Source organism: Streptomyces sp. A18 (assembly GCF_059026065.1).
In genome coordinates this window covers 206,288-231,562 of the sequence record NZ_JBWLKL010000008.1, presented here as the reverse complement: position 1 = coordinate 231,562, position 25,275 = coordinate 206,288, and the positions used below count along the sequence as shown (strand labels likewise).

At 71.8% G+C, this 25,275-nt stretch carries 24 protein-coding genes; 18 read left to right on the top strand and 6 right to left on the bottom strand.

The genetic code is table 11. The annotated features are described in order from the left end of the window. Positions 1-68: 68 nt before the first annotated feature. From AC5P1C_RS16340 to sucD, 4 genes are all read left to right on the top strand, one after another. The gene (locus AC5P1C_RS16340; RefSeq protein WP_493866547.1) at positions 69-1,004 is read left to right on the top strand and encodes a hypothetical protein; all 936 of its coding nucleotides are present in this window, start codon (positions 69-71) and stop codon (positions 1,002-1,004) included. A 129-nt stretch (positions 1,005-1,133) separates the two neighbouring features. Further along, positions 1,134-2,114, top strand: a complete 981-nt coding sequence (locus AC5P1C_RS16335; RefSeq protein ID WP_493866546.1) for a hypothetical protein — start codon at positions 1,134-1,136, stop codon at positions 2,112-2,114. Positions 2,115-2,466: 352 nt separating this feature from the next. Then, positions 2,467-3,645 carry an ADP-forming succinate--CoA ligase subunit beta gene (gene sucC, locus AC5P1C_RS16330; RefSeq protein WP_493866545.1) on the top strand — a complete coding sequence of 393 codons (1,179 nt, stop codon included), beginning with the start codon at positions 2,467-2,469 and terminating at the stop codon, positions 3,643-3,645. 21 nt (positions 3,646-3,666) lie between these two features. Next, positions 3,667-4,551: a succinate--CoA ligase subunit alpha gene (gene sucD, locus AC5P1C_RS16325; RefSeq protein WP_160506736.1), complete on the top strand. Its 885-nt coding sequence runs from the start codon at positions 3,667-3,669 to the stop codon at positions 4,549-4,551. 96 nt (positions 4,552-4,647) lie between these two features. On the opposite strand, the gene AC5P1C_RS16320 is transcribed toward sucD, so the two are convergent. Further along, complete coding sequence (locus AC5P1C_RS16320; RefSeq protein ID WP_493866544.1) at positions 4,648-5,877, bottom strand: sigma factor-like helix-turn-helix DNA-binding protein; 1,230 nt, start codon at positions 5,875-5,877, stop codon at positions 4,648-4,650. A 158-nt stretch (positions 5,878-6,035) separates the two neighbouring features. Between AC5P1C_RS16320 and AC5P1C_RS16315 the strand changes: the two genes are divergently transcribed. After that, complete coding sequence (locus tag AC5P1C_RS16315; RefSeq protein ID WP_493866543.1) at positions 6,036-7,595, top strand: cell division protein PerM; 1,560 nt, start codon at positions 6,036-6,038, stop codon at positions 7,593-7,595. A gap of 169 nt (positions 7,596-7,764) precedes the next feature. Here AC5P1C_RS16315 and AC5P1C_RS16310 read toward each other — a convergent pair whose 3' ends face one another. After that, entirely contained in the window at positions 7,765-8,601 is an 837-nt protein-coding gene (locus tag AC5P1C_RS16310; protein WP_493866542.1) for a hypothetical protein, read from the bottom strand. 250 nt (positions 8,602-8,851) lie between these two features. Here AC5P1C_RS16310 and purN point away from each other — a divergent pair, with 250 nt between their 5' ends. Together purN and purH are read left to right on the top strand one after the other, a co-directional pair. Continuing rightward, a complete protein-coding gene (gene purN / locus AC5P1C_RS16305) occupies positions 8,852-9,481 on the top strand; it encodes a phosphoribosylglycinamide formyltransferase (protein WP_493866541.1) in 630 nt (209 codons plus the stop codon). After that, a complete protein-coding gene (purH, locus tag AC5P1C_RS16300; protein ID WP_493866540.1) occupies positions 9,478-11,046 on the top strand; it encodes a bifunctional phosphoribosylaminoimidazolecarboxamide formyltransferase/IMP cyclohydrolase in 1,569 nt (522 codons plus the stop codon). The genes purN and purH overlap by 4 nt, the downstream gene beginning before the upstream one ends. Here purH and AC5P1C_RS16295 read toward each other — a convergent pair. The 4 genes from AC5P1C_RS16295 to AC5P1C_RS16280 all read right to left on the bottom strand — a co-directional run bounded on the left by AC5P1C_RS16295 (position 11,018) and on the right by AC5P1C_RS16280 (position 14,476). Then, a complete protein-coding gene (locus tag AC5P1C_RS16295; RefSeq protein ID WP_493866539.1) occupies positions 11,018-11,374 on the bottom strand; it encodes a hypothetical protein in 357 nt (118 codons plus the stop codon). The two genes, purH and AC5P1C_RS16295, sit on opposite strands and share 29 nt — an antisense overlap. Positions 11,375-11,451: 77 nt before the next feature. After that, positions 11,452-12,852, bottom strand: coding sequence for a serine/threonine-protein kinase (locus AC5P1C_RS16290; RefSeq protein WP_493866538.1), 1,401 nt, complete (start codon positions 12,850-12,852; stop codon positions 11,452-11,454). Next, positions 12,849-13,637 carry an FHA domain-containing protein gene (locus AC5P1C_RS16285; RefSeq protein WP_493866537.1) on the bottom strand — a complete coding sequence of 263 codons (789 nt, stop codon included), beginning with the start codon at positions 13,635-13,637 and terminating at the stop codon, positions 12,849-12,851. The genes AC5P1C_RS16290 and AC5P1C_RS16285 overlap by 4 nt, the downstream gene beginning before the upstream one ends. Positions 13,638-13,753: 116 nt before the next feature. Continuing rightward, positions 13,754-14,476: an RDD family protein gene (locus AC5P1C_RS16280; RefSeq protein WP_493866536.1), complete on the bottom strand. Its 723-nt coding sequence runs from the start codon at positions 14,474-14,476 to the stop codon at positions 13,754-13,756. Between the two features lie 253 nt (positions 14,477-14,729). Here AC5P1C_RS16280 and AC5P1C_RS16275 point away from each other — a divergent pair, with 253 nt between their 5' ends. The 11 genes from AC5P1C_RS16275 (at position 14,730) to AC5P1C_RS16225 (ending at position 25,248) form a co-directional block, all read left to right on the top strand. Beyond that, positions 14,730-15,596, top strand: a complete 867-nt coding sequence (locus AC5P1C_RS16275) for a bifunctional methylenetetrahydrofolate dehydrogenase/methenyltetrahydrofolate cyclohydrolase (RefSeq protein WP_493866535.1) — start codon at positions 14,730-14,732, stop codon at positions 15,594-15,596. Between the two features lie 18 nt (positions 15,597-15,614). Continuing rightward, the gene (locus tag AC5P1C_RS16270) at positions 15,615-16,118 is read left to right on the top strand and encodes a DUF3017 domain-containing protein (protein WP_493866534.1); all 504 of its coding nucleotides are present in this window, start codon (positions 15,615-15,617) and stop codon (positions 16,116-16,118) included. Between the two features lie 272 nt (positions 16,119-16,390). After that, complete coding sequence (locus AC5P1C_RS16265) at positions 16,391-17,545, top strand: sensor histidine kinase (protein ID WP_493866533.1); 1,155 nt, start codon at positions 16,391-16,393, stop codon at positions 17,543-17,545. Next, positions 17,546-18,229: a response regulator gene (locus AC5P1C_RS16260; RefSeq protein WP_493866532.1), complete on the top strand. Its 684-nt coding sequence runs from the start codon at positions 17,546-17,548 to the stop codon at positions 18,227-18,229. Positions 18,230-18,655: 426 nt separating this feature from the next. Further along, on the top strand, positions 18,656-19,804 hold the full coding sequence (locus tag AC5P1C_RS16255; RefSeq protein WP_493866531.1) for an XRE family transcriptional regulator: 1,149 nt from the start codon (positions 18,656-18,658) through the stop codon (positions 19,802-19,804). Between the two features lie 399 nt (positions 19,805-20,203). Beyond that, positions 20,204-21,193 carry a malate dehydrogenase gene (locus AC5P1C_RS16250; protein WP_493866530.1) on the top strand — a complete coding sequence of 330 codons (990 nt, stop codon included), beginning with the start codon at positions 20,204-20,206 and terminating at the stop codon, positions 21,191-21,193. Positions 21,194-21,394: 201 nt separating this feature from the next. Further along, positions 21,395-23,218 carry an AbeC-like domain-containing protein gene (locus AC5P1C_RS16245; RefSeq protein WP_493866529.1) on the top strand — a complete coding sequence of 608 codons (1,824 nt, stop codon included), beginning with the start codon at positions 21,395-21,397 and terminating at the stop codon, positions 23,216-23,218. Then, positions 23,215-23,595: a hypothetical protein gene (locus AC5P1C_RS16240; protein ID WP_493866528.1), complete on the top strand. Its 381-nt coding sequence runs from the start codon at positions 23,215-23,217 to the stop codon at positions 23,593-23,595. The genes AC5P1C_RS16245 and AC5P1C_RS16240 overlap by 4 nt, the downstream gene beginning before the upstream one ends. A gap of 10 nt (positions 23,596-23,605) precedes the next feature. Beyond that, positions 23,606-24,355 carry a serine/threonine kinase C-terminal domain-containing protein gene (locus AC5P1C_RS16235; protein ID WP_493866527.1) on the top strand — a complete coding sequence of 250 codons (750 nt, stop codon included), beginning with the start codon at positions 23,606-23,608 and terminating at the stop codon, positions 24,353-24,355. 90 nt (positions 24,356-24,445) lie between these two features. Beyond that, complete coding sequence (locus tag AC5P1C_RS16230; RefSeq protein WP_160506754.1) at positions 24,446-24,694, top strand: helix-turn-helix transcriptional regulator; 249 nt, start codon at positions 24,446-24,448, stop codon at positions 24,692-24,694. Continuing rightward, positions 24,691-25,248, top strand: a complete 558-nt coding sequence (locus AC5P1C_RS16225; protein ID WP_493866526.1) for a hypothetical protein — start codon at positions 24,691-24,693, stop codon at positions 25,246-25,248. Before AC5P1C_RS16230 ends, AC5P1C_RS16225 begins: the two co-directional genes overlap by 4 nt. Positions 25,249-25,275: the final 27 nt, after the last annotated feature.

The window sequence follows — 25,275 nt, the reverse complement described above, 5'->3', positions numbered from 1 at the left end:
CGGCGGGCTTCACTCCCGGAGCTTTGCCTTCCGCGCCTCCACTCGCCCAGCAGAGGATTTCCCTCGTCTTGACTCCCGCAGTAATCGTTCTGCCCGATGCCGCTGTGCGCATGATGCGCGCGGTGGCCGGGCGGCGTGGGCTGCAAGTGGTGCTGTTGCTGGCCGGGCTGCTCGCGCTGGGTTTCCTCTGCGGTGAGCGCGCGCACGCGGTGGACGGTGTGCCAACGGCTCCGGAGCGCGCGCAGTCGACGCGCGCGTCGGAACCGGTGCGTGAGCGGGTGGCCGAGCCCGCGCGTGAGCAGGTCGTCGAGCCCGCGCGTGAGCGAGTCGTCGAGCCCGTACGGAAGTCCGTGGGCGAGCCGGTGGCCGATGCCGCCGAGCCCGTGGGCCGGACCGCGCGGGACGTGGTGCGGCCGGTCGTCGATGGGGTCACCGGAGTTCTCGAGGGTGCGCCGCAGCGTGTGCTGCCCGAGGGCAGGGCCTCGGACATTCCTGAGATGCGCGGGGTGCCGAGCGTTCCCGAGACGCCCGATCTGCCGCGCCCTGATCCCGGCACCGAGCCCCAGCCGCCGCAGGGCGGCGACAAGCCTGGCTATGGCCGCAGCGACGCGGATGCTCGGGCGCACGAGGCGCGGAAGTCGTCCGCGGCGCGGGGCGATTCCTCGTACGGCCCCGATTCCTCGTACGGCACGGGTGCCGGTGTCGGCACCGGCATCACGTACCTGGCCGGTCAGCAGGCAAGCGCCGCCTCCCTCTTCGACCGTGGCACCTCGGACTCCGCGCACGGCACCGGGGACGAGCCGTTCCCGCCCGCGCCCGGTGATCCGAGGCGGACCCTGGCTGGTCAGTCGGTCGGGGACGGGAGTTCGACGCGGCACGGCGATCCGGGTGCCGCCTCGTCCGACAGCCGTGCGCCGGTGCGGCTTCTGCAGGGTGCCGGGGCCGGTCAGGTCCTCGCGCCGATCCGCGAACGGCACCGGGACATTCCCGAATTCCCTGGCTAGGGCAGCCCTTTCCCCGCGAAGACCTGCCGCGCGGGGGTGGCAAAGGTCTGCCCGCCGACCGGACGTATCGATCTCTTCGACGTGTCCGGGTCGGATTCACAGCCAGAGTTCGAAGGATCTGAAGCACGCATGAACAAGAACTTCCGTCGTTCCATCGTCATAGCCGCCGGTGTCACGGGCGCCTGGGCCCTCGGTTCCGCCGTGGCCAGCGCGGACGAGCTCCCCCAGCACTCCGTCGCCCTGCCGGACAACGCGTCCGACGCGGTCGCGGATGTCACCGGCGACGTCGCCGATGTCCGGGGCGAAGCCAAGTCCACCGTCGCCGATGTCCGCGGCAAGGCGAAGTCCACCGTCGCCGGTGTCCGGGGCGAGGCCAAGTCCACCGTCGCCGAAGCGAAGTCCGCCGCCCCCAAGGCCGATCTCCCCCAGGCCGAAGCCCCCGCCGCCCCGGCAGTCACCACGCCCGACGTCACCACGCCCGCAGTCACCACGCCCGCAGTCACCACGCCCGACGTCAGCACCCCCGAGGACTCCGTCGACTACCTCTTCGGCCCCCTCTCCGCCTTCGCCCCCGACATCGAGGGCACCACGAAGGGCGCCACGGAGACCGCAGGCCCGATCGTCGACGAGACGGCCACGGCCGTGCTGCCGCCCGTCGCCGCCACCGCCGTCGCCGGAGTCCAGCCGGTCGCCGGGCAGGCGGTCAACGACGCCACCTACCTGGCGCAGGGCGTAGTCGGCGACGTGCAGCCGTTCGCCGGTGGTGTCGTCGGTGAGGTCCCGCCGTTCGCGCAGGGTGTCGTCGGCGACGTGGAGCCCTTCGCGGGCGGTGTCGTCGGCTCCGTCTCGCCGCTCGTGCAGACCGTCACCGACCAGGTGCGGCCCGCCGTGCAGGGGATCGGCGGCAGCGCGGACCAGCTGGCGTACGGCGTGACGGGCGAGGTGCAGCCGTTCGCCGGTGGCGTCGTCGGCCAGGTCTCGCCGTTCGCGCAGGACCTGACGGGCACCGTGGCCCCCGACGCGCAGTCCCTCGCCGGGAACGCCGTCTCGGGCGTCCAGGGCGTGGCCGACTCGGTCACCCCGTCCTACGTGCCGACGTACAACGGCTGACACAAGCAGTAGCCCGGCACCAGCCGAAGCACGAGCAGAGGCTCCAGCCGAAGCACCAGCAGTAACAGGAGCAAACGGGCGGTCCCTGTCACCACAGGGGCCGCCCTCCCCACCTGGGATCCGTTCCGGCCCGGTGATCTGTGACAGTCATCACCGCCCAAATGTGATCTGCGATTTAGGGACCTACGGCCCGCGGCGATAACCTGCGAGACGGACATGCCGCGTATCGGACTCCGTCCTACGCCTCCCTTGTGACAGCGCAGTCACGTTGCCCTCCGCGGCACGCCCACGCAGACAGCTGACCACAAAGCAGCGAGATCGCAGCGAGATCACGGAAAAGGGACGGACGCGCGTGGACCTGTTCGAGTACCAGGCGAGGGACCTCTTCGCCAAGCACGGTGTACCGGTGCTGGCCGGTGAAGTCATCGACACGCCTGAGGCGGCGCGCGAGGCCACCGAGAAGCTGGGCGGCAAGTCGGTCGTCAAGGCACAGGTGAAGGTCGGTGGCCGCGGCAAGGCCGGCGGCGTGAAGCTGGCCGACACCCCGGACGAGGCCGTCGCTCGCGCGACGGACATCCTCGGGATGGACATCAAGGGCCACACGGTCCACAAGGTGATGATCGCCGAACTGTCTCCCGAGATCGAGGCGGAGTACTACGTCTCGTACCTCCTCGACCGCACCAACCGCACCTTCCTCGCCATGGCGTCGGTGCAGGGCGGCATGGACATCGAGGAGGTCGCGGAGAAGACCCCCGAGGCCCTCGCGAAGGTCCCGGTCAACGCCGTCGAAGGCGTGGACATCGAGAAGGCCCGCGAGATCGTGGCCCAGGCGAAGTTCCCGGCCGAGGTGGCCGAGGGTGTCGCCGAGGCCATGGTGACCCTGTGGGACACCTTCGTCGCCGAGGACGCGCTCCTCGTCGAGGTCAACCCGCTGGTGAAGACCAAGGACGGCCGCATCCTGGCCCTGGACGGCAAGGTCTCGCTCGACGAGAACGCCGACTTCCGCCAGGCCGACCACGAGGCGCTCGAGGACAAGGACGCAGCCAACCCGCTCGAGGCTGCAGCCAAGGCCAAGAACCTCAACTACGTGAAGCTCGACGGCGAGGTCGGCATCATCGGCAACGGCGCGGGTCTCGTCATGAGCACCCTTGACGTCGTCGCGTACGCCGGTGAGGCGCACGACAACGTCAAGCCGGCCAACTTCCTCGACATCGGCGGCGGCGCTTCGGCCGAGGTCATGGCGAACGGCCTGGAGATCATCCTCGGCGACCCGGACGTCAAGTCCGTCTTCGTCAACGTCTTCGGTGGCATCACCGCGTGCGACGAGGTCGCCAACGGCATCGTCCAGGCGCTCGAGCTGCTCAAGACCAAGGGCGAGGAAGTCACCAAGCCGCTGGTCGTGCGTCTCGACGGCAACAACGCGGAGCTGGGTCGCAAGATCCTGAGCGACGCCAACCACCCGCTGGTCCAGCGCGTGGACACCATGGACGGCGCGGCCGACAAGGCCGCCGAGCTCGCGGCCGCGAAGTAAGGGACGAGGGACAGAACAGCCATGGCTATCTTCCTCAACAAGGACAGCAAGGTCATCGTCCAGGGCATGACCGGTGCCACGGGCATGAAGCACACCAAGCTCATGCTGGGTGACGGCACGAACATCGTCGGCGGCGTGAACCCGCGCAAGGCGGGCACGAAGGTCGACTTCGACGGCACCGAGGTACCGGTCTTCGGCTCGGTCAAGGAGGCCATGGAGGCCACGGGCGCCAACGTGTCCGTCCTCTTCGTGCCGCCGGCCTTCTCCAAGGCCGCCGTCGTCGAGGCGATCGACGCCGAGATCCCCCTCGCGGTCGTCATCACCGAGGGCATCGCCGTCCACGACTCCGCCGCCTTCTGGGCGTACGCGAAGTCGAAGGGCAACAAGACCCGCATCATCGGCCCGAACTGCCCCGGTCTCATCACCCCGGGCCAGTCGAACGCCGGCATCATCCCGGGCGACATCACGAAGCCGGGCCGCATCGGCCTGGTCTCGAAGTCCGGCACGCTGACGTACCAGATGATGTACGAGCTCCGTGACATCGGCTTCTCGTCGGCCGTCGGCATCGGTGGCGACCCGGTCATCGGTACGACGCACATCGACGCCCTCGAGGCGTTCGAGGCCGACCCCGACACCGACCTGATCGTCATGATCGGTGAGATCGGCGGCGACGCCGAGGAGCGTGCGGCGGACTACATCAAGGCCAACGTGACGAAGCCGGTCGTCGGCTACGTCGCCGGCTTCACCGCGCCCGAGGGCAAGACCATGGGCCACGCCGGCGCCATCGTCTCCGGCTCCTCCGGCACGGCTGCCGCCAAGAAGGAGGCCCTTGAGGCCGCGGGCGTCAAGGTCGGCAAGACGCCGACGGAGACGGCCAAGCTTGCGCGAGCCATTCTCGCGGGCTAGCAGTGCTCGAAGCGGGCCCGCACCTCCCCGAGGTGCGGGCCCGCTTTTCGTTCGTCTGCGGACCCGCTGTGGCTGGTCGCGCAGTTCCCCGCGCCCCTAACGGGCCTCGGGTGTCAGCCGTTCCGGGCCGCTCGACAAGGCCTCGCGGAGCTTCTTGTGGAGGGCCTGGTCCGTGTGCGTCAGCGGGCCGGGGCCCATCCGTGGCGGTACGCCGCTGATGGCCTTGCCCGGGGACTGCGGCGGTTCGTAGTGCGTCGGGGCCGTGCGCAGGGTCAGCGCCGTGGCGCCGATGATCAACGCCGTGAGGGCGATCGCCGCGCGGGTCCAGAAGCGGGCGCGGTCCTCGCTCCCGGTGCGTACCCGGCCCGCGTTCGGTGGCCGCAGTTTCTCCGCGGAGCAGAGTTCGCCGAGGCGCTGGTGCAGGGCGTCGGGCGTCGCCGCCTGATCGGGCAGCTTCGAGGCGATGGCCTCGCGTGCGTTGAGGAGACGGTTGGCCGCCGCGGGCGTGCTCGCCTCGGTCTCGGCCGCGGTCTCGGGCAGGTCGAGCCCGACGCCGTCGTAGAGCAGGAGAGTGCGGCGCTGCGCGGGCGGCAGGCTCATCAGCACGGCGAGGAACGCGCGGTCCGCCGCCAGGGCGGGCGGGGCGTCCGGCTGCCGCTGGGTGGGGCGGAGGCGGTGCCAGGGGGACATGGCGTACTCGTACGCCGCCGCGCGCACCCAGCCCGCCGGGTCACGGTCGACGGCGACCTCGGGCCAGCGCTGCCAGGCGAGCTGGAAGGCGCGCTCCACGGATTCCTGGGCGAGGGTGCGGCGGCCGGTGAGCAGGTAGGTCTGGCGTACGAGGCCGGGGGCGCAGGTGGCGCAGAGCGTGTCGAAGGCTTCGGCGGGCGTCGTGCCCCTGGGCGGCGCGGCTTCTTCCGGTTCGGCCCGGACGGCGACGGTGGCCGTCGCCGGGGTTCTCGGGACCAGCGGCTGGGGCGGTGGGGCGTGGCTGTTCATGGCGGCGCCCACCGGGATGCGGGCGGGGGACTTCTCGCCCTTGGTGTCGTCGACGTCGAGGACCGGGTCCGTCTGCCGGGCCCAGCTGGGTCGCCGTGCGGCGCGCTTGCCCGCCACGGCCTGCTCGTTCGCGATCTCGGCAAGGAGTTTCGTGTAGATCTGGCGCCGACGGCCGCGTGGCGTCGAGCGGCCCGACTCCCAGGAGCGGACCGTGTCCCGGGTGACGCCCACCTTCGCGGCGATCTCGGCCTGGCTCAGGGACTTCGCCTCGCGTAGGCGCCGGCGTTCCTTGGGGGACGGCAGCGGGTTGGCAGGGCTCTGGGTCATGTCGGACTCTCCGCGCCGTGGGCCGTGGGCCTTCGTGCGGCGGGCAGCCGGGCGCGGCTCATCCGTCGTACGAAAAAGTACATAAACGTATCTTGAGCGACACATCGGGTATTCGCCTGTTACAGGGATAAAGCGCGTGTCGTTGGGAGCATGGCGGCGTGACTCAAATCACCGACCGCAGCTCTCCGTTGCCGCCCCTGAAACCGCTGATCGAGCGGGCCCGCGGGCGCTCACCCGGACTGGCGACGTGCCTGTTCGGAGGGGCTGTCGCGGCTGGCCTCGGGCTGGGTTCGTGTGCGGTCCTCGTGATGGTCCTCTGGATCAGCTCGCCCTATCCGGACAGCGGGCCCGACGGGGCGCTGCATGTCGCGGCGGCCGTCTGGCTGATCGCCCACGGCGCGGAACTGATCAGGACGGACACGCTCTCCGGGGCGCCGGCGCCGGTCGGTGTCACGCCCCTGCTCCTGATGGCCCTTCCGGGCTGGCTCGCGCACCGGGCGGCGCGGGACGCGGCGGATCCGCAGGGGCGGGCGATGGCGCCGCGGACCGCGTGGTGCGGGGTGGTCGGCGGCTATCTCCTGGTCGGCGCCGCCGCGATGCTGTACGCGGCCGGGGGCGAGCTGCGGCCTTCCTGGCCGAGCGCGGCGGTGCACCTGTCGGTCGTCGTGGCGGGCGCCGCCGCGGTGGGGGTCTGGACGGCGCTCGGGCGGCCTCGGGGGCCGCTGCCGGGCGTGGTGCGGGGCGGCCTGCGCGCGCTGCCGACGGGGGTACGTCCCTTCTTCGTACGTCGATACATCCGCGCCGTCACGCGGGCCGGGGCGGCGGGCACGCTGGTGCTCGTCGGCGGGGGAGCGCTGCTCGTCGCGGTCTCCCTCGCGCTGCACGGCGGCCTGGCGAGGGCGTCGTTCGCGCAGGTCACGGACGTGTGGTCGGGCCGCTTGGCGGTACTGATCCTCGCCGTGGCCCTGGTGCCGAACGCGGCGGTGTGGGGCGCGGCGTACGGCCTCGGCCCCGGCTTCGCGCTGGGCACCGGGAGCGTGGCGGGGCCGCTCGGGGTGGGTGCGGGCCCGATGCTGCCCGCGTTCCCGCTGCTCGCGGCGGTCCCGGCGGAGGGGCCCGGGTCGCCGTGGACGTGGGCGGCGGGAGCGGTGCCGTTGGCCGGAGGCATGGCGGTCGCGTGGTTCACGGCGGGGGCGGCTGCGCCTGCCCACGGGGAGCGGGACGAGGCGTGGTCACGGGGACGGACGGCGCTGGTGGCCGGAGTGGCGGCGGTGCTGTGCGGGGTGGCTCTGGCGGGGCTCGCGGCGCTGGCGGGCGGCCCGATGGGGGTGGCCGCCCTCGCCGACTTCGGTCCTGTGTGGTGGCAGGCGGGGCCTGCGGCGCTGGGGTGGATGGCGGTGGTGGGGGTGCCGGGGGCTCTGCTGGTGCGGGCCTGGCGCCTGCGGACCCGCCGGGCGACGCCGCGCTGGACGTGGGCCCGGCTGCCCAGGCCCCGCGTTCCGCGGCTGCGGCTGCGGGTCCCGCGCCGCCGAGACAGCACGCCCCCTGCGGTGCCGTCGGCCCCGGTGCCGTCGCCCCCGGATCAGTTCGAACCGTACGACTTCCTGCCGCGGGCCCCGGTCGGGGAGCCCGGCGACTGGCACGACGAGGCGTCCCGAGAGGCCCGCTGGGCAGCGCTGCGGGACGCGACCAGGGAGGAGAGACCACCGGGGGCGTAAGGGGGCCCGGGATGACCTGCGCCGCCGTTCCGCGGCGGATCCTCCCGCCGCCACCCACCCGAGCACCCGGGGCAATCAGGTGGGTGGGGAAAGCCCGCCGCGAAGTGCCGATCAGGCAAAGCCGACCCGGCAGCGCAGGAGGAACGCCGCTCAAGGCCCCCGGCCAGAATCAGTCGCGCTCGCCGAGCAGCGGGCGCAACGGACCCGGCAGGAGATCGCTGCACTCCTGCTTCGACTGGCTCGTGAGCGCGTCGTTCACGCACGTGTAGTAGTCGCGGTACACCAGCTGTGCGGCGAACGTCGCCGCCACCATCGCCAGCGCGAGCGACGCCGTCACCAGGCCGCTGATCGCCGCCGTGGTCTGCGGCTTCGTGCTCGCGGGTTCGGCCGCCTGCTGCTGCGGGGCAGCCGTCGGATCCGGCTGCTTCGGCTTCGCCCGCAGCGAGCTGATGCCCCAGTTCAGCGCGAGCGCGCCCAGGAGCAGCGCCACGTACCGCCAGCCGAAGAGAGCGAAGAAGAAGGCCCACATGCCGGAGAGCAGGGCGTACCGGGCGCGGCGCTGGGCCGGGTCGGTCGGGTCCCAGCGCAGGCCGCCGCCGGATCCGGAGGAGCCGTCGGGGCCCTGCCCGCCGCCCTGCTGGCCGGGGCGCTCGCCGAAGCCGCCGCCCTGGGCGCGGCCGGGCTGCCGGTCGCTCCACTGGCTGCCCCAAGGGGAATGCCCCTGGCCGTCCGAGTCCGGGCGGTCGCCGCCGTTGCCGGGGCGGGGCCGCCACGGCTGGTCGGGGGCGCCCTCCGGCGGTGGCGCGAAGGGATTGTCGTCCTTCTTCTTCCCGGACTTCTTCCCGGAGTCGCCCGAGCCGGAAGAACCGCTGGAGCCACCCCCGTCCTGGGAGTCCTGCGGCGGGGACGACGGGCGGCCGTCGCGCAGCAGCGTCGAGCCGCGCTCCCCTGCGTGCGTCAACTCGAACGCGAAGGACAGCGGGAGGCGGAGGCTACGGTCCGGCATCAGGTGTGCGTCTTCCCCTTGGTCGAGCGAGCTACTGGAACGTGATCGAGCGGGCTTCTGGGCGGCGTGACGTCATGTGACGTCTCGGTGCAGACGCTACCTTCCGGCCGCGCCCCCGTCCCGTGAGGGGCCGCACCGTGTGCCGGTATCGTTGCTGACGGTCGGCCGCTTCGTAGAGTTCCCCGTATCGCGGGGTGCGAAGCCTTTGTACGACCCTACAAAGACGCACCTCCCGAGAAAGGGCCCCGCTGTGGCCAAGAGCCCTGTGGCCAAGCGCCTCGTCGTGCTGGTCTCCGGATCAGGCACGAATCTGCAGGCTCTGCTCGACAAGATCGCGACGGATGGGGCGGCGGGATACGGCGCCGAGATCGTCGCGGTCGGCGCAGACCGCGATGGCATCGTCGGGCTCGAGCGCGCCGAGAGCGCCGGGATCCCCACCTTCGTCTGCCGCGTGAAGGACCACGCGACCCGCGACGAGTGGGACGCGGCGCTGGCCGAGGCGACCGCCTCGTACAGCCCCGATCTGGTCGTGTCGGCCGGGTTCATGAAGATCGTGGGGAAGGAATTCCTCGCACGGTTCGGCGGCAGGTTCGTCAATACGCACCCCGCCCTGCTGCCCAGTTTCCCGGGGGCCCACGGTGTGCGCGACGCGCTCGCGTACGGCGCGAAGGTCACGGGATGCACCGTCCACTTCGTCGACGACGGCGTCGACACCGGCCCGATCATCGCCCAGGGCGTGGTCCCGGTCGGGGATGAGGACGACGAGAGCGCTCTGCACGAGCGCATCAAGGAAGTCGAGCGAAGGCTGCTCGTCGATGTCGTGGGGCGTCTGGCCCGCAACGGCTACCGCATTGAGGGACGAAAGGTACTTATCCCGTGACCGCCGAAGGTACGCACGGTTCGCAGCGCCCGATCAAGCGCGCGCTCATCAGCGTCTATGACAAGACCGGGCTCGAGGAGCTCGCGCGCGGGCTGCACGAGGCCGGCGTCGAGCTCGTCTCGACCGGTTCGACCGCCGCGAAGATCGCCGCCACCGGGGTGCCCGTCACCAAGGTCGAGGAGCTGACCGGCTTCCCCGAGTGCCTGGACGGCCGGGTCAAGACGCTGCACCCCCGCGTGCACGCCGGGATCCTCGCCGACCTGCGCCTGGCGGACCACCAGCGCCAGCTCGCCGACCTCGGCATCGAGCCGTTCCAGCTCGTCGTCGTGAACCTCTACCCCTTCAAGGCGACCGTCGCCTCGGGCGCGACGCCCGACGAGTGCGTCGAGCAGATCGACATCGGCGGCCCCTCGATGGTCCGCGCCGCCGCCAAGAACCACCCCTCGGTGTCGGTCATCACGAGCCCGGCCCGGTATGCGGACGTGCTCGCCGCCGTCCGTGACGGCGGCTTCGACCTGACCGCGCGCAAGCGCCTGGCCGCCGAAGCGTTCCGCCACACCGCCGAGTACGACCTCGCGGTCGCCTCGTGGTTCGCGGACGACTACGCCTCGGACGGCACGGACCACCCCGAGTTCATCGGCAGCGCGTACGCCCGCAAGAACGTCCTGCGCTACGGAGAGAACCCGCACCAGGGCGCCGCCCTCTACGTCGACGGCAATGGCGGCCTCGCCGAGGCCGAGCAGCTGCACGGCAAGGAGATGTCGTACAACAACTACACGGACACGGACGCCGCGCGCCGTGCCGCGTACGACCACGACGACCCCTGCGTCGCGATCATCAAGCACGCCAACCCCTGCGGCATCGCGATCGGCGCGAACGTCGCCGAGGCGCACCGCAAGGCGCACGCCTGCGACCCGCTCTCCGCGTTCGGCGGCGTGATCGCCGTCAACCGCCCGGTCTCCAAGGAGATGGCGGAGCAGGTCGCCGACATCTTCACCGAGGTCATCGTCGCGCCCGAGTACGAGGACGGCGCGCTCGAAGCCCTCACCAAGAAGAAGAACATCCGCGTCCTGCGCGCCCACCAGGCCCCGTCCAACGCGGTCGAGGTCAAGCAGATCGACGGTGGCGCCCTCCTCCAGGTCACCGACCGCCTCCAGGCCGACGGCGACAACCCCGCCAACTGGACGCTCGCGACGGGCGATGCCCTGAACCCGGGCGAGCTGGCCGAGCTGGCCTTCGCCTGGAAGGCGTCCCGCGCGGTGAAGTCCAACGCGATCCTGCTCGCCAAGGACGGCGCATCGGTCGGCGTCGGCATGGGTCAGGTCAACCGCGTCGACTCCGCGAAGCTCGCCGTCGAGCGGGCGGGCGAGGAGCGCGCGCACGGCGCGTACGCCGCGTCGGACGCGTTCTTCCCGTTCCCCGACGGCCTGGAGATCCTGACCGCCGCGGGCGTCAAGGCCGTGGTGCAGCCGGGTGGTTCGGTCCGTGACGAGCTGGTCGTCGAGGCCGCGAAGAAGGCGGGCGTGACGATGTACTTCACGGGTACGCGGCACTTCTTCCACTGAGCGGATCCTGTTCCCAGCGGTGGCCGCGCCCTTCCCCCGAGGGCGCGGCCACCGCTGCTTCACAGGTGGCCAGGGCGTGGGAGTGCCGGACACGGGCCTCGCGGGACAGCCGGGCGGCATAGCCCGGGTCGGTGTGGTCGTGGCCGCGCGCTGCCATGCAGAGCGTGAGCGGCAGAGCGAGCGGCAGGTCGATGCGCGGCCCCGCGGCCCGCTTCCCGACCGGTGCCGTGTCCCCGGCGGCCCCCGTGGACGGCCCCGCGCACCCGGCCGCGGCGATCATCGATGCGGCCACCGCGGCCGTGCACGCCAGCGTGAGCGTGCGCTTCATGTGGTGCTTCCCCCCTGCTGTGCCTCCCCCCTTGGTGGCACGTGACCACCATGGGGGCGCGAACTCCGGGGCGGTACCTATGAGTTCTGAGGGTCGGCGCCGCACTCCTCGACCCAGCGGTGGGAGAGCACGATGTACGTGCCCGTCAGATTCCCCTGCCGCCCGACGGACGTGCAGCCCACCGGATCGTGCTCGTCCCGGTAGAGGTCCTTCCACCGGTATCGCCAGTCGCGTCCCACGTAGTACGCGACGTCATGGAGCGGGGAGGCGGCGTCGCCGTTGTTGAAGATCGAATGCACCTTCTTGGTGCGCGTCCAGGGGCAGCCGCGGGCGTCCCGCGCGAGCCAGTCGCGGTCGTCGGTCTCCCACGAGCACATCTCCCCGTTGCCGTAGCGCTCGCTGAAGAAGCAGACGGAGAGCTTCGGACAGCGGTGATAGCCGTACGTGACGGGGTCGTCCCGCAGCATCTCCACAAGCCCCACCGTGAGCCCCATGGCGACCACCACGGCGCCCGCCCCGATCAGCACGGGCCGCCCCGGCCTGCGCACCCGGAACCACCGCGGAAGCCGCCGCACGGACGCGACCCCGGCCGCCCGCTCGGCCCTCCGCAGCAGCGCCTCCGCGTCGTGCGCGGCCCGCGCCGCATGCGTACGGGCGAGACAGTCGGCGACGATCTCCCGCCATTCCGCCGGGAGTTCGGGCGACAGGCGCAGCTCGTCGAGGCCGCGCGCGTACCGCACGGCGGCGTCCCTGCGGACCGACGGAGTGCCGCCGGGCATCGGGTGGGTGCCGGTGAGCACAAGGTGGGCCAGGACGCCGAAGGCCCAGATGTCCGCGGTCTGCCGGATCTGCTGCCCGCGTTCGCCGATCTCGGACCAGAGGAGTTCGGGCGGGGTGTAGTCGGGCGTGGAGAAGGCGGGCGTGTACGCGTGGGTGCCCTCCATCTCGGCGGCCATGCTGAAGTCGGCGAGGCGGGCCGAACCGTCCTGCATCAGCAGGACGTTGGCGGGCTTGAGGTCACCGTGCACCCACCCCGCCCGATGCAGTTGGTACAGCCCCGCGCACACCTCGGCGAGCAGCACGGGCCCGTTCACCGGGAGCCGCGGCTTCTCCAGGAGCCCCGCGAGCGAGCCCTCCGCCTTCTCCAGTACGAGGACGGTGGCGCCGTCGAGAGCGGGGTGCTCCGGGTCGTCGACGGTCAGGGTGTCGTACATCCGGATGAGGCGCGGGGAGCGCAGCTTGCGCAGCAACTCGACCTCGCGCTCGGCCAGTTCGCGCAGATGGTTCAGCTGACGCGGGGTGCGAAGGCCGGTGGGCAGGAACTTCAGCGCGACGGTGCGCGGCAGCCCTTCGGTGGGCACGGCCCGGCGTGCCGCGTAGACACTCCCGAAGGCGCCGCTCGCCAGCGGTTGCTGGACCGTCCAGGGTCCGACGCGGTAGCCCTTGGGTACCTCGACGGCGTACGCACCGCCACTCATCGGCGCATGCCCTTGCTCCCGGCGCCGCCGCCGGGAGGCAGGAGCACCGCGAGATCGTCCTCGCGCACGAGGTCGAAACGCAGCGCGAGGGAGACCAACGACTCCTTCTTGCCGTTGAGGCGCCGGCCCGAATCCGCCGTGTCGGGCCCCGGTTTGAGGCGGAGCTTGACCGCCAGGTAGTCGATGTTCCACTGCACGGCGGCGCGGTTCGCCGAGGGCCAGCCGGGACCGAGGCGGTCCACGACCTGGTCGACGGTGGGCAGCGGGGCGTGCGGGGCGCCGCGCAGGCGCGGTTCGCACAGGGCTGCCAGCACGGCGAAGTACCGCTTGGTCCGGTCGACGGAGAAGGCGGGACGGGTCGTCGCGCCGTCCAGCCCCGCCCGGTCCCGGTCGCACATGTAGTCGTGGCGCGGAGCCCACACCTCCAGGTGCAGGAGCTCGCCCGACGCGGGCAGCACGATCCGGGAGAACTCGAAGGGGACGGGCGCGTCGAGGCGGCCGGGGCCGACCTTGATGTGCTCGCCGGCGCCCTCGGGGTTCTCCACCACGTACGTCTGGTGCGTGCTGAGGTTGCTCAGTATCCAGAAGGCGCCGTGCGCGGTGATCTCGCCCGCCGCGCGCGAGACGCCCTCGTGGTCGATGGGCAGGCCGTTGGCCTCGGCCGATCTGCCGAAGGTGAGCCTTTCGCCGGGGGCGAGGCGGAGTTGGGCCTCGCGGGAGGCCGGCTCCGCTTCCCGTGGCGGCACGACGATTTCCCGTGGCGGCACGACGATGATGCTGTACAAGGTCCGTTCCCCCTAACGCACCGATGGCACCAGAGTAGGGGGGACATGCCAAAGGCCGCGCCCCCTCGGAAGGGGGATGCGCGGCCTTGGCTGGTACAGCGGGTGGAGCCGGCGGGCTAGTTGTTGGAGCGCTGGACCACCATGGTCTTGGCGGCCTTGTCGTGCCAGCCCTGCTGGTTGCCCGTCTTGTCCCAGAACGGGGACAGGTAGACCAGGAGCGAACCGATGCCGCAGGCGAGCGAGCCGACCATCGGGATGATGTAGCGGATGAACGCGGCGCCGATGCCGGGCTTCTGGCCGGTCTGGGCGTCGATGACGCGGATGCCGACGGCGAGCTTGCCGAGGGTGCCGCCGACCATGGCCGTCATCAGCCACTCGTAGAGCAGACCCACGACCGCGAGGGCACCGAACACGGCGCCGATGGAGCCCATCATGCTCGAACCCGCGTCATCCATGCAGCTGTTGTAGTCCACGGAGCCCGGGTCACAGTCCTGGGCGGCGCCGACGGCACCGGCCACTCCGACGACGGCCAGGACGGTGTAGATGATGCCGAAGGCCACACCATCGATCACGCGGGCACCGAAGCGGCGGCCCATGGAAGCGACGAAGGGGCCCGCGCCGCCCGGGTGGCCGTAGCCGCCGCCGGGGGTCTGCGGGTACGCGCCGTACGGCTGGGCGGGCTGCTGCGGGTAGCCGTAACCCTGCTGCGGGACGCCCTGCGGGGCCTGCTGCGGGTAGCCGTAGCCGGGCTGGCCCTGCGGGGGCTGCTGCGGCTGGCCGTAGCCGGGCTGGCCCTGAGGCTGCTGGCCGTACGGGTTGTTGGGGTCGCCAAAGCTCATGGCGGAATTCCTCCGTTGTTCAATGCGGGGACGACGCGGTTCGAGCGGAGGAATACGTGCTGCTGAGCGGTTTGCCCCCCGACACTGCCCGCGGCATTGCCCGGTCATGGTTCTCAATGGGACACCGTTCTGTCCAGTCGGCTGCCGAAGGTGTTGTGCAAGTGCAACAGAGCTGGTCAGGTCTCGGGACACAGCCGGGCCGCGGCGACGCCCTGATTGGTACCGGGCGGGCCTCATCCGGGAAGATGGAGTCATGACCGCCCAGATTCTCGATGGCAAGGCCACCGCAGCCGCGATCAAGTCCGAACTGACCGCCCGCGTGGCGGCCCTGAAGGAGAGGGGTTTCACCCCCGGCCTCGGGACTGTTCTGGTCGGTGACGACCCGGGCAGCCAGAAGTACGTGGCCGGGAAGCACCGTGACTGTGCGCAGGTCGGCATCGCCTCCATCCAGCGCGAGCTGCCCGCCACCGCGACGCAGGAAGAGATCGAGTCCGTCGTCCGCGAGCTCAACGACGACCCGGCCTGCACCGGCTACATCGTGCAGCTCCCGCTGCCCAAGGGCATCGACGAGAACCGCGTCCTGGAGCTGATGGACCCGGACAAGGACGCCGACGGCCTGCACCCGATGAACCTCGGCCGCCTCGTCCTGAACGAGCCCGCGCCGCTGCCCTGCACCCCGAACGGCGTGATCACGCTGCTCCGCAAGCACGGCGTGGAGATCAACGGCGCCGAGGTCGTGGTCGTCGGCCGCGGTGTCACCATCGGCCGCTCCATGCCGCTCCTGCTCACCCGCCGCTCGGAGAACGCGACGGTCACGCAGTGCCACACCGGCACCCGCGACCTCGCCTTCCACCTGCAGAAGGCCGACATCATCGTGGCCGCCGCGGGCGTCCCGCACCTGATCAAGCCCGAGGACGTGAAGCCGGGCGCCGCGATCCTGGACGTCGGCGTCTCGCGCGACGAGTCCGGCAAGATCGTCGGCGATGTGCACCCGGGCGTCAGTGAGGTCGCCGGGTGGATCTCGCCCAACCCGGGCGGCGTCGGCCCGATGACGCGGGCCCAGCTGCTCGTCAACGTGGTCGAGGCCGCCGAGCGCGCCGCGTCCGCCGCCGCGAGCTGAACCGGGAAGGGTGAGCCCATGAGCACAGAACCCGATCAAGGGGCATCGCCGGCCGACGTGACGGACGCCGAGGCCCTGGAGAACGGCGAGGCCAAGGGTGCCGTCAGCGGCCCGGGTCCCGACGGGCCGAAGAAGACCACGCGGCGCTTCCCGCTCCTGACCCGGGACACCGCGCGCCCCGAGGGCGGCGGCCGGGCCGCGCCCGGCGGCGCCCCCGCGCCCGCCCGGCAGTGGCCGCTGCTCAGCGTGCTCTCGACGGTGGGGCTCGGCCTCGTGCTCACGGCCTTCGACGTGTTCCGCGTCGGCACGATACTGATCGGCGTCGCGCTGATCGCGGGCGCCGTCATGCGCTGGGCGCTGCCCGGCGTCGGCATGCTCGCGGTGCGTTCGCGCTTCACGGACATGGTCACGTACGGCGCCCTCGGCGTCGTCATCGTGCTGCTCGCGCTGATGGCGCAGCCGAATCCCTGGCTGCAGCTGCCGTTCCTGGGCGACACGCTGCATCGCACGATCACGACCTAGCGGTACGGGGCGTATGCCCTCGCACGACATGGCCGGCGGCCCGTCCTCTCCCCCCGGGAGGACGGGCCGCCGCCGTATTCGGGTGCGCTACGAGCGCAGCTGCCGTGCGGGCCGTCAGCCCTGAAGAAGTTACGGCGGCGGGGCGGGGGTGTCGTCCCGTGCCGGGTTGAGCTTCGGGCACGCCCCGCGACGTACGCCGGTGGTTCCTGCAACTTCCGCTGTACCGCGATGGTTTGACGTACCGCCGCCCGCACCGGGGCTACGCTGCGGCGATGCGGATCCGCCCCCTCGTCGCCGACACGTCGATCGCGGTCGCCCTGACCACGGTCGCCGTACTCCTCGGGCAGGAGTCGGCGCGCCAGGGGTGGCCGGAACTCGACCCGTGGGGCCACGCGTTGGTGGCGCTCGCCAATCTGCCGGTGGCGTTCCGCTCCAGGGCGCCGCTCGCCGTCCTGCTCCTGGTGCACCTGGTGTGGGCCGGGTACGTCACCGCCGGCTACTGGCCCGTCGTGAACACCTTCGCGCCCATGCTCACCGTCTACACGGTCGCGTCCCTGCGGCCCGCCCGCGTCTCCGTCCCCTGCGCCGCGCTGATGAGCGCCGTCTGGATCTACGCGGGCGTGGTGAGCGAGGGCGCAGCGATGGCGTCCGTGGTCGGGCAGGCCATCGGCTTCCCCCTGGTGATCTGGCGGTTCGGGTATGTCGCGCGCCGGTCCGCTGAACTGGCCCGGCAGCTCAAGCGCGAGCAGGACGAGCGCGCGCGGCGCGAGGTGGCCGAGGAACGCGGGCGCATAGCAAGGGAGTTGCATGACGTCGTGGCCCACCACATGTCGGTGATCTCCGTGCAGGCGGGCCTCGCGAAGTTCGTCTTCACCTCCGATCCGGCCACCGCACACGCCGCGCTCTCCACCATCTCCGGCACCAGCGGCGAGGCCCTCGAGGAACTGCGCCGCATGCTGCGGGTGCTGCGGGCGCGGGAGGACGGCGACGGCGCGCCCGAGGCGCCGATGCCGGGTCTCGCGCGGCTCGGCGAGATGGTCGAGCGGGTGCGGGCCGGAGGCGTCGCCGTCGAGCTGCGTGTCGAGGGGACGCCGCGGCAGCTCGCCCCCGGGATCGAACTCTGCGCGTACCGCGTGGTGCAGGAGGCCCTGACCAACGTACTGAAGCACGCGCGAGGAGCCGGCGCGGCGGTCGAACTGCGTTATCTGCCGCACCACGTGACGGTGTCGGTCACCGATGACGGGGAGGGGGTGATTCCGGACAGAGTGGGTACGGGGAGCGGCCACGGGTTGATTGGGATGCGGGAGCGGGCCAAGCTCTACGGCGGGACGATCAGCATCGGCCCGCTGAGCGAAGGAGGGTTCGCCGTGCGGCTGACTCTGCCGACCTCCGCGCGGGCCGCATCGCAGGGGGACGACGCGACTTAGATGACCAGGGTGCTCGTGGTCGACGACCAGTTCCTCATCCGGGCAGGCCTCGTGGGGCTGCTGCGTGCCGCCCCCGGCATCGAGGTCGTCGGCGAGGCGGGCGACGGTGCGGAGGCCGTCGAGCTCGCGGCGACGACCCGGCCCGACGTGATCCTGATGGACATCCGCATGCCCGGCATGAGCGGCATCGCGGCCACCGAGAAGATCCTCGCCGAGGCCCCCGAACCCGTGCCGCGCGTCCTGGTCCTGACGACGTTCGATCTCGACGAGTACGTGTACGGGGCGCTGCGAGCCGGAGCGTCGGGCTTCCTGCTAAAGGACTCCGGGCCCGAGCGCCTGCTCGCCGCCGTGGCCGCCGTCGGCGGCGGTGACGCGCTCTTCGCGCCCAGCGTCACCTGCCGCCTCGTCGAGGCCTTCGCCCGGCAGGGCGGCTCCGGGTCCGGTGAGCCCGCGGCCCCGCCGCCGGATCTGCGGACGTTGACCCTGCGCGAGGTCGAGGTCCTGAAGCTGATCGCCACGGGCCTGTCCAACGCGGACATCGCCGACCGCCTCTACATCAGCGAGGCCACGGTCAAGACCCACCTCAACCGCACGATGTCCAAGCTCGACCTGGACAGCAGGGCGCAGGCGGTGGTGGTGGCGTACGAGACGGGCCTCGTCACTCCGGGCGGCGGCGGGCGCTGAAGGCCCGGCACGCTCGCCTCGGCGGAGTGTCTCGGAACCCACGGAAGACGGCGCCCGTCCTCTCCCCCGTGGGAGGACGGGCGCCGCCGGTCTGTGGGGCTCCGTTCCAACGGGATCCAGCGTCATGCCCCCGCCAATTCCGTTCAAGGGAAGCCTTGCCCCTGTGGCACGGAGGTGACCATTCCGCAACGGTGTTCCCGGCCCGCAACAGCGGTGGGACACTGGACGCCGGACCGCACGGAGTGCAACGGTGCACGCCGGTGGCCCGAATGCTCCCGTGCGCCCCCGGACCGGGAACTGACATCCTGACTTTTGGCATCCCTCTGGGTAGTCCATGACAGGAGCAGTGGGGGCTGCCTCATGGGCAGGGCGGGGGGCACCACGCGCGGGGGCAAGTTGGCACGTACGGGGGGAATAGGGGGAGTAATGCCTCGTTGGAAGGCACTACCGGATGAGCTCGATCCGCAGGTCAGGGAGTTCGCCAGTCAGTTGCGCAGGCTCGTCGACCGCAGTGGTCTGAGCATCGCCGCGGTGTCGGACCGCACCGGGTACAGCAAGACGTCGTGGGAGCGGTATCTGAACGGGCGGCTGCTCGCCCCGAAGGGTGCGATCGTCGCGCTCGCCGAGGTGACGGGCACCAATCCCGTGCACCTCATCACCATGTGGGAACTCGCCGAGCGTGCGTGGAGCCGCTCCGAGATGCGGCACGACATGACCATGCAGGCGATCCGGATCTCCCAGGCGCGGGCCGCGCTGGGTGAGTTGGGGCCGAATCCGGCGAAGAGCAAGGGAAGCGGCGCGGCGCGCAATGGCGCGGCGGGCGCGGGGGCAGGTACGGGCGTGGGCGCCGGTGCCGGTGTCGGTGCCGCCGATCCTGGCCGCCCCGGCCGTGCCGACCGCCCCGGCCCCTCCGACCGCCCCGGCGGGAGGGCCACCGGGGTCGCGGGCCCCGCGGGCATCTCGCCCGTGGTGCCGCCGCAGACACCTTCGTACGGACCTGGGGGCGGAGATGGCGGCCGGGGGGCCGTCGCGGCGCCGCCCGGACCGGTCGAGCCGGGCCGCGGCGGGGACTCGCCCGACCGGCAGCGGCGGCGCAGGAAGCTGACGATGTTCCTCGCGGGCGTCGTCGGCGCGCTCGTCGTCATAGCCGCCGCCGTCTTCCTGACGGACTTCGGCAAGGACGACAAGGGCGGCGAGAGCGCCAAGCCGCCGGCGTCGCCGAGCACGAGCGAGAAGGATCTGCCCGAGGGCGTCGAGTGCAGCGGCAAGAGCTGCACCGGCAAGGACCCGGAGATCATGGGCTGCGGCGGCGAGTTGGCCAGTACGACGGCGCGCGCGACGGTGGGCAAGGCCCTGGTCGAGGTCCGCTACAGCAAGACGTGCGGGGCGGCGTGGGCACGGATCACGCAGGCCGCGCCGGGCGACAAGGTCACCATCGCCGGCCAGGGCGCCAAGGAGAACGGCACCGTGAACGCCGACCTGGACGCCTACACACCGATGGTGGCCGTCAAGGACAGCGCGTCGGCGGAGGCCTGCGCGACGCTCAAGGCCGGGCAGACGGGCTGCACGAAGTAACGGGCCGTACGGAGTGGGGGTGACCCCGGGAGGTGGCGGCCACCACAGGGGGGGAGCGTGGCGGCCGCCCGGGGGTGTGACCACTCCCGTGGGGGTACTGCTCCGTGTGCCCGGCCTTTCGGAAGACATGCCTGTCCGACGCGCAGAAATTTCGGGGAGTCTTGAACGAGGCCTGTGCGCCCCCGTCGAGCAGCGAGGGTGGATCTTTGTGGGGTGGGCCACACCCTCCCGGGGTTCGGGGGTAGGCGGGGCGCGATAGCCTGGCGGCGGATCTCTCTTGATGCCAAGAGATCGATCATCGAGAGGCGATCGACGAGGGCGTCGGCAGGGGATCCAGCACAAGGGGACCCCGCACAAGGGGCAGGGACCCCCACCGCCAGCTGTCTTACGGAGATCGCCATGACCCGCACTCCCGTGAATGTCACCGTCACCGGCGCGGCCGGCCAGATCGGCTACGCGCTGCTCTTCCGCATCGCGTCCGGCCACCTGCTCGGCGCGGACGTGCCGGTCAATCTGCGACTGCTCGAGATCACGCCGGCCCTGAAGGCCGCCGAGGGCACCGCGATGGAGCTCGACGACTGCGCCTTCCCGCTGCTGAACTCGATCGAGATCAGCGACGACCCGAACGTCGCCTTCGACGGCGCCAACGTCGCCCTCCTCGTCGGCGCCCGCCCCCGCACCAAGGGCATGGAGCGCGGTGACCTGCTCTCCGCCAACGGCGGCATCTTCAAGCCGCAGGGCAAGGCGATCAACGACAACGCCGCGGACGACATCAAGGTCCTCGTCGTGGGCAACCCGGCCAACACGAACGCGCTCATCGCGCAGGCCGCCGCCCCGGACGTACCGGCCGAGCGCTTCACCGCGATGACGCGCCTGGACCACAACCGCGCGCTGTCGCAGCTGTCGAAGAAGACCGGCGCCCCGGTCTCCGACATCAAGCGCCTGACCATCTGGGGCAACCACTCGGCCACCCAGTACCCCGACATCTTCCACGCGGAGATCGCCGGCAAGAACGCCGCGGACGTCGTGAGCGACCAGTCCTGGCTCGCCGACGACTTCATCCCGACCGTCGCCAAGCGTGGCGCCGCGATCATCGAGGCCCGTGGCGCGTCCTCGGCCGCCTCCGCCGCCAACGCCGCCATCGACCACGTCCACACGTGGGTGAACGGCACCGGGGCCGGCGACTGGACCTCCATGGGTATCCCGTCGGACGGTTCGTACGGCGTTCCGGAGGGCCTCATCTCCTCTTTCCCCGTCACCACCAAGGACGGCAAGTACGAGATCGTCCAGGGCCTGGAGATCAACGAGTTCTCGCGCACGCGCATCGACGCGTCGGTGAAGGAGCTCACCGAGGAGCGCGAGGCGGTCCGCGGCCTCGGTCTCATCTAAGACCCCACCTCGCCCCCGGCAGCCGCTCGACCGGCAGCCGGGGGCGACGTGCGTCCGGCCCCGTGCCCGGCCTTCGTGCCCCGTCTTCACCCGCACGAGGGCCGGGCTTTCACTTATTCGAGCGGCATGGTCACCTTTCCGTGGCCCCCGCATGCACACTCCGTTACCCTCCAATTCCGCTTCATCCCAACGGAGTTGGCCATGGCAGGTAACACCGAGGCCACCAGACTGCTGTGCGCCGGCGTCCACCTGGACGCGGTGTTCCGCAGGAGGGTCGTCCATGAGCTCGTAGGGCACGCGGAGCGTCCCGTGGCGCCGCCGCTCGGTGCCGATGTACTTCCCGTGCTCGCGCACGCGCTGCGCGCCCGGCGTGCGGAACTGGTCTCCGCGCTGCTCCTGGCAGCCGTGTGGATCGGGTTCCTCGTCACCGACGCGGTGATGACCTGGGACGCCCTTGAGGACTCCAGGGGCGGGGAGTCGGGTGTCTCCGGCGCTGACCTCGCACTCCTCGCCTTCGACCCGGACGACCTCGTCGACTCGGGCCCGAACGGCACGTTCGGCGCCTTCGTGCCGGGCGGCTGGGCGATCGCGTACGCCGTGGTGGTCCTGCTGCTGTGGCTGGCGCGGGTCGTCTCCGGGCGCGGCACCGACGGCGGGATCCTGCGGCGCATGGAGCTCCCGGCGCCGCTGGCCTGGCTGCGGCGCCGGATCGGCTGGCTGGTGACCGCCTTCGTGTGGTGGTGCGCCGCCTCGTACGGATTCGCGGCCGTCTACGTGGTCAGGGACACTCCGTACCCCTTGATCTTCCCGCTCCTGATCGCGGCCGTGGTGTGGCGCCACCAGTTCCTGCGCAAGCGCACCCTGCGTACGCGGCTCGCCCGGCAGGCCTTCGCCGAGACCGAACAGCCCGGCATTCCCCGGCGGTTCAGCCGCATCGTCGACTGCATCCACCGCGAGCAGAACGCGCCGGTCACCCTCTACGACGCGAACCGCCCCTTCGTCGGCGCGGGAAAGCCCCGCAAACCGTGGTCCGTCGTCCTCGAACTGCAGCGTGCCGAGAAGGGCAAGGATCTGGACGGCGGGGTCCCTGCCCAGCGCGCGTACGAACCGCTGGCCGCACGCGAGGTCATCAAGATGATCGAGCCACGCCTGAAGGACCTGCGCCGGTCCGCCGCCGCCACCAGCGTGGACCGGCTCCGTGACCTGGAGATCGAGGAGTTCGTCTACCTCCCCGCGGGCGCGGGCCGCGACGAGCAGCTCTACACCGGACGGGGGTACGAGACCGCGGGGCTCTACGACGCCGGGCAGGCCGCCCGGCATCTCGAACGGGCGGCCGGCGAGGGCGGGGAGGCGCGGCGCCACTTCCTGCGGATCCGGGTGGGCGCCTGGAACGAACAGGTCGTCGTATCGCTCCTGGTCCGGGTGCACACACAGGGCGGCATGCTGGTCCTCGAAGTGGTGCCGCACGTCCTCGGGCCGATCGTCCCCGAGTTCCGCGAGGTCGACACGATCGTGGCAAGCGAGCCGGAGGGCCCGGTCCGTGACGCCCTGCGCGCCTGCGTCGACGGACCCGCGGTCGGCGTGGCGATCGGCGTCGCCGCCCTGCGCGCGCTGCCCTCGCTCGTCCCCTCGTTCCGGCTCTGGCTCGCGCAGCCCGAGGCCCCCGGAGAAGCGGCTCCCGCCGCGCGCGCCCTGCGGTCCGCGTGTGCCTGGCTCGGCATCGTCCGTCCCGTGCAGGCGCCGCCGGACGCCCCGGTGGTCTCGCTGCGCGAACTGGCGAGCACCGAAGACCTCTCGCTCTTCCAGGAGATGGACGTCGCCCGCTACACCCGCACCCTCCAGGACCGCATCGGCGAGGGCGTCCGTGACGCGCTGCGGGCGGGCGGCTTCCGTACGGACCGCCTCGAACAGAACATCACGCAGATCAACAACAGCGGGGTCTACATCACGGAGATGTCGGGCGGCGCCCTCGCCACCGGCTCCCACGGCCAGGCCACGCACACCACCGAGAGGAGCACGGCATGAGCGGCGACGGGGACAACGGCGGCGGCGCGCACGTCCAGATCGGGTCGATCACCGGTGGTTCACAGGCCTTCGGCGCGCACGGCAAGGCCGAGTCCACCAACCACACGGTGGTGGTCTCCGACCCGAGGCAGCAGCATCTCCTCACCCAGGTCAGGGCCCTGCGCGGCGAGCTGCGCCAGGCGCCGGAGCGCACGGCGGACGACGCGGCGCTCGACGCCGAACTGGCCGAGGTGGAGCGGGAGATCGGCCGCGCGGGACGCGGTGACGCCGGGCTGCTCGGCAGGCTCCGCGACCGTCTGGAGCAGTACGGGGCCGCCGCCGCGACGGCCGCGTCGGTGACGGCCGTGCTGCAGGCGATCGCCCAGGTCGCGGGCTGAGGGACGAGCGGTGCGGATCTTCGACGCCGACCGCCAGGAGTGGGTCGGCCACGAGCAGGAACGGCGGATCGCCGAGCTCCACGACCGGGACGCGGTGCGCCAGAGCAAGGCGCTGCGCGGTGTCGTGACGGTCCTGGCGGTGTGCGGCCTGGGCTTCGGCGCCTGGGCCCTTGGCTGGAAGGACGAGCCGCGGCCTACGGCGTACCTGACGGTTCTTGAACCTTCGCCGAGCGCGGACCCCGAGGGCGACACCGCGGCGCCGTCCCCCGCGGGCGTGCCGCCGGCCCCGTACGAGGAGGTGTTCGACCAGGAGGGCTTCCGGCTCGCGGTGCCGCGGGGGTGGGTGCGCGACCTCGTCGAACCGACCGAGGGCTTCAACGTCGTCAACTACCGCAGTCCGGAAGGGGATCGGCGGCTGCAGGTGTACCGGGTGGGGGAGGCGTCCCCGTACAAGTCGCTGCGGACCTGGCTGGACGAGACGCCGATGCCCGGCGGCTTTGACCAGCTCGCCCCGGTGGAGCGGACGGACGACGAAGGGCGCCCCGCGGCCCGGCTGGAGTACGTGGCCGACCGCTTCAAGGGCGAGCAGGACATCGGCACGTGGCATGTCATCGACCACCGCTTCGAGGCGGTGGACGGCGAGCTGTACGCCCTGGCCGTGTACGGCGCCGACGCGGACGGCAGGGACGACGAGGAGGAGTTCATGGCGACCGCCCTGTCGTGGTTCTGCCCTCCGGGCGAGATCTGCCCCGAGCCTTGATCACAACAGCGCGCTGATCACAACCGCGTGCTGATCACAACAGCGTGCCTTCCGTTGCCAACCTGCTCACCAATGTAGTACTTCTTATACATGAGCGAGCAAGTGCACAACAGGTTGGCGATGGTGCGCGCGGAGCGGAAAGTGTCGCGCCAGAGCCTGGCCGAGGCGGTGGGAGTCCACTACCAGACCATCGGCTACATCGAGCGCGGGCAGTACAACCCGAGCCTCGACCTGGCGCTGAAGATCGCGGTGTTCTTCGGGCTTCCGGTGGAGGCGCTGTTCTCCCTCGAGCCGTTCCGCCCGCTCACGGACGAGGTCTACGGGAGGAGTCAGGGATGACGGGTCAGCAGGTGCGCGAGAAGCCGGCACGGCGGATGACCGGGTACGACCGGCGGATGCTTGCGCTCATGAACCGGCGCGAGGGGGCGCCGATGTACGCGACCGCCACGCGCAGGAGGATCGCGGTCGTTGCCCACATCACGCTGACCGTGGCGAGCGTCGCCGCCTGGCTGCTGACCGTCGACGGCGGTCAGCGCTGGGCGATGTGGACGATGCTCGGCCTGCTGCTGCCGTGGTGCGTCGCGACCGGCGTGATCAACAGCGCCACGCGCGGCCTCCTCGAACTGCGCGAACGCGCCCTCGACGAGCGGCAGCGCGCGGAGCGGGTCCGGGTCGCGGCGCGTGCCCGTCAGGTCATGCTGTGGCTGCTCCTCGCGGCGGCGGCCGGTGCGGGCCTGGCCACGCACCTGGGATGGGACACCGACGGGCTGCTCTTCCCCGCGCTCTTCACCGCGTTCGTCGTGCACTGGCTCATGCCGTTGTGGGTGGCGGGGCTCGCCGTGCAGGACGAGCCCGCGGACCTCGACGACGAGCCGCGGTTCGAGACGCAGTAGGCGCCCGGCGTTCAGTAGGCGCCCGGC

What these genes read in the sequence shown, in the direction of transcription:
- AC5P1C_RS16335 (WP_493866546.1), top strand. Translation starts at nt 1,134, where the DNA reads ATGAACAAGAACTTCCGTCGTTCCATCGTCATAGCCGCCGGTGTCACG.
- sucD (WP_160506736.1), top strand. Translation starts at nt 3,667, where the DNA reads ATGGCTATCTTCCTCAACAAGGACAGCAAGGTCATCGTCCAGGGCATG.
- AC5P1C_RS16320 (WP_493866544.1), bottom strand. Translation starts at nt 5,877, where the DNA reads ATGACCCAGAGCCCTGCCAACCCGCTGCCGTCCCCCAAGGAACGCCGG.
- AC5P1C_RS16310 (WP_493866542.1), bottom strand. Translation starts at nt 8,601, where the DNA reads ATGCCGGACCGTAGCCTCCGCCTCCCGCTGTCCTTCGCGTTCGAGTTG.
- AC5P1C_RS16295 (WP_493866539.1), bottom strand. Translation starts at nt 11,374, where the DNA reads ATGAAGCGCACGCTCACGCTGGCGTGCACGGCCGCGGTGGCCGCATCG.
- AC5P1C_RS16290 (WP_493866538.1), bottom strand. Translation starts at nt 12,852, where the DNA reads ATGAGTGGCGGTGCGTACGCCGTCGAGGTACCCAAGGGCTACCGCGTC.
- AC5P1C_RS16280 (WP_493866536.1), bottom strand. Translation starts at nt 14,476, where the DNA reads ATGAGCTTTGGCGACCCCAACAACCCGTACGGCCAGCAGCCTCAGGGC.
- AC5P1C_RS16275 (WP_493866535.1), top strand. Translation starts at nt 14,730, where the DNA reads ATGACCGCCCAGATTCTCGATGGCAAGGCCACCGCAGCCGCGATCAAG.
- AC5P1C_RS16270 (WP_493866534.1), top strand. Translation starts at nt 15,615, where the DNA reads ATGAGCACAGAACCCGATCAAGGGGCATCGCCGGCCGACGTGACGGAC.
- AC5P1C_RS16265 (WP_493866533.1), top strand. Translation starts at nt 16,391, where the DNA reads ATGCGGATCCGCCCCCTCGTCGCCGACACGTCGATCGCGGTCGCCCTG.
- AC5P1C_RS16260 (WP_493866532.1), top strand. Translation starts at nt 17,546, where the DNA reads ATGACCAGGGTGCTCGTGGTCGACGACCAGTTCCTCATCCGGGCAGGC.
- AC5P1C_RS16255 (WP_493866531.1), top strand. Translation starts at nt 18,656, where the DNA reads ATGCCTCGTTGGAAGGCACTACCGGATGAGCTCGATCCGCAGGTCAGG.
- AC5P1C_RS16250 (WP_493866530.1), top strand. Translation starts at nt 20,204, where the DNA reads ATGACCCGCACTCCCGTGAATGTCACCGTCACCGGCGCGGCCGGCCAG.
- AC5P1C_RS16245 (WP_493866529.1), top strand. Translation starts at nt 21,395, where the DNA reads ATGGCAGGTAACACCGAGGCCACCAGACTGCTGTGCGCCGGCGTCCAC.
- AC5P1C_RS16240 (WP_493866528.1), top strand. Translation starts at nt 23,215, where the DNA reads ATGAGCGGCGACGGGGACAACGGCGGCGGCGCGCACGTCCAGATCGGG.
- AC5P1C_RS16230 (WP_160506754.1), top strand. Translation starts at nt 24,446, where the DNA reads ATGAGCGAGCAAGTGCACAACAGGTTGGCGATGGTGCGCGCGGAGCGG.
- AC5P1C_RS16225 (WP_493866526.1), top strand. Translation starts at nt 24,691, where the DNA reads ATGACGGGTCAGCAGGTGCGCGAGAAGCCGGCACGGCGGATGACCGGG.